This is a genomic window from Microcystis sp. LE19-195.1E, from assembly GCF_027532095.1.
GTDB classification, from domain to species: Bacteria; Cyanobacteriota; Cyanobacteriia; order Cyanobacteriales; family Microcystaceae; genus Microcystis; species Microcystis aeruginosa.
Map to the genome: position 1 here is coordinate 1 of NZ_JAPZSZ010000284.1, position 1,900 is coordinate 1,900.

A 1,900-nucleotide genomic window follows, 5' to 3' on the forward strand; every position below is an offset into this window, starting at 1 on the left:
ACACCTATTACCTAGTCCAGTAACGCACCACCATCGACAGTGGTTGATGTAATCATCTGATGAACTATGACTAGGGAGCTAGTTAAGAGTGGATTAGAGATGAAGATTGATTGAATAAACCAATCATAGTCAATCAAATAATCACATCAATCATAGTTAAGACCGTTGGAAAAGAGGGTTCGTAGGCGCACGGATTTTCCATTATGAATATAGTATCCTGTCAAGAGGCTTTTGTCAAGAGAAAATTTGACAACATCCAGACAAACGTTATTGTAGGGGTAATTCATGAATTACCCCTACACCTATTACCTAGTCCAGTAACCCACCACCACCATCGACAGTGGTTGATGTAATCATCTGATGGACTGTGATTAGGGAGCTAGTTAAGAGTGGATTAGAGATGAAGAGCGATTGAATGAACCAATCATAGTTAAGAGCGTTGGAAAAGAGGGTCTGTAGGCGCACGGATTTTCCATTATGAATATAGTATCCTGTCAAGTCGCCTTTGTCAAGAGAAAATTTAACAACATCCAGACAAACGTTATTGTAGGGGTAATTCATGAATTACCCCTACACCTATTACCTAGTCCAGTAACGCACCACCATCGACAGTGGTTGGAATGATTGAATGATGGACTGTGATTAGGAACCTAGTTAAGAGTGGATTAGAGATGAAGATGGATTGAATGAACCAATCATAGTTAAGACCGTTGGAAAAGAGGGTTCGTAGGCGCACGGATTTTCCATTATGAATATAGTATCCTGTCAAGTCGCCTTTGTCAAGAGAAAATTTGACAACATCCAGATTTAGTCGTAACGCATCACCTATCATTGACTATGATTGAATTAATCACTGATAACTGATAACTGATAACTGATAAAGCTATGACACTCAAAGAACAACTTATTAAAGAAATTGAAACAACTCCCATTTCTCTGCTGCCGGAAATCCTGCATTTTGTCCAATCTATAAAAACAAAACATCCAGACGTTGACTTTATGGAATTTGCTGGTATGGCAGCAGATATAGAAAATACTATGCAAGAGATTGTCGAAGAAGCAGAAGCTAATCGTCAACTCGATTTAAAACGGATAAATGACTTATGAAACAAGCATTACTTGATACCAATATCCTCTCTTATTTTTTACGAGGCAATCCCGCAGTAATTGAACAATTCCGCATCTATCGACAACACTATACTTATATATCGTTTTCAATCTTTACCTATTACGAGATTAAAAGTGGTTTATTGTATAAAGATGCACGAAATCAACAACAACAATTTGAACGTCTTGTAGAAGTCAGTGAAGTAATTGGTTATGATCGTGAAATTAGTGATATAGCTACTCAAATATACGTTAATCTTAGAATAAAAGGACAACTGATTACCCCGATTGATTTGTTTATTGCTGCGACTGCTATTTATTGCGATTATACTCTGATTACAGCTAACATTAAGCATTTTCAAAATATTCCCAATCTTAGTTATGAAAATTGGTATCTCTCAATAATTTAGGACTATTGTACCATTTCCAAGACAGGTACACAGAAGCGGAACCTCTCCATCTAGAAGCGATTAATATTTTCAGGGAAAGATTAGGGGAAAATCATCCCCATACCCAAACCGTTTATCAGAATTATCTGAGGATGCTGTTTTAACTATGATTGGAATGATTGAATGATGGACTGTGATTAGGGAGCTAGTTAAGAGTGGATTAGAGATGAAGATTGATTGAATGAACCAATCATGGTCAATCAAATAATTAGGGTTTGCTGAAAAAGTACGGGCGAAGCATTCGGGCAATAACCTATCGGTGAAACCGTAGATTTTTTATCCGAATGCTTCGCCCCTACAGGACGCGGGCCGATGAAGACGCAAGGTTTTGAAGCACGATTCTC

At 37.7% G+C, this 1,900-nt stretch carries 5 protein-coding genes; all 5 read left to right on the top strand.

What is annotated here, in order from left to right:
- Positions 1–203: 203 nt before the first annotated feature.
- The 5 genes from O9300_RS15910 to O9300_RS15930 all read left to right on the top strand — a co-directional run bounded on the left by O9300_RS15910 (position 204) and on the right by O9300_RS15930 (position 1,660).
- Positions 204–353 carry a hypothetical protein gene (locus O9300_RS15910; RefSeq protein WP_287972680.1) on the top strand — a complete coding sequence of 50 codons (150 nt, stop codon included), beginning with the start codon at positions 204–206 and terminating at the stop codon, positions 351–353.
- A gap of 124 nt (positions 354–477) precedes the next feature.
- The gene (locus O9300_RS15915; protein ID WP_172970521.1) at positions 478–624 is read left to right on the top strand and encodes a hypothetical protein; all 147 of its coding nucleotides are present in this window, start codon (positions 478–480) and stop codon (positions 622–624) included.
- Positions 625–885: 261 nt separating this feature from the next.
- Positions 886–1,107 carry a hypothetical protein gene (locus tag O9300_RS15920; RefSeq protein ID WP_106908986.1) on the top strand — a complete coding sequence of 74 codons (222 nt, stop codon included), beginning with the start codon at positions 886–888 and terminating at the stop codon, positions 1,105–1,107.
- Positions 1,104–1,517, top strand: a complete 414-nt coding sequence (locus tag O9300_RS15925) for a type II toxin-antitoxin system VapC family toxin (protein ID WP_002780221.1) — start codon at positions 1,104–1,106, stop codon at positions 1,515–1,517. Before O9300_RS15920 ends, O9300_RS15925 begins: the two co-directional genes overlap by 4 nt.
- Positions 1,518–1,522: 5 nt before the next feature.
- Positions 1,523–1,660 carry a tetratricopeptide repeat protein gene (locus tag O9300_RS15930; protein ID WP_287972683.1) on the top strand — a complete coding sequence of 46 codons (138 nt, stop codon included), beginning with the start codon at positions 1,523–1,525 and terminating at the stop codon, positions 1,658–1,660.
- Positions 1,661–1,900: the final 240 nt, after the last annotated feature.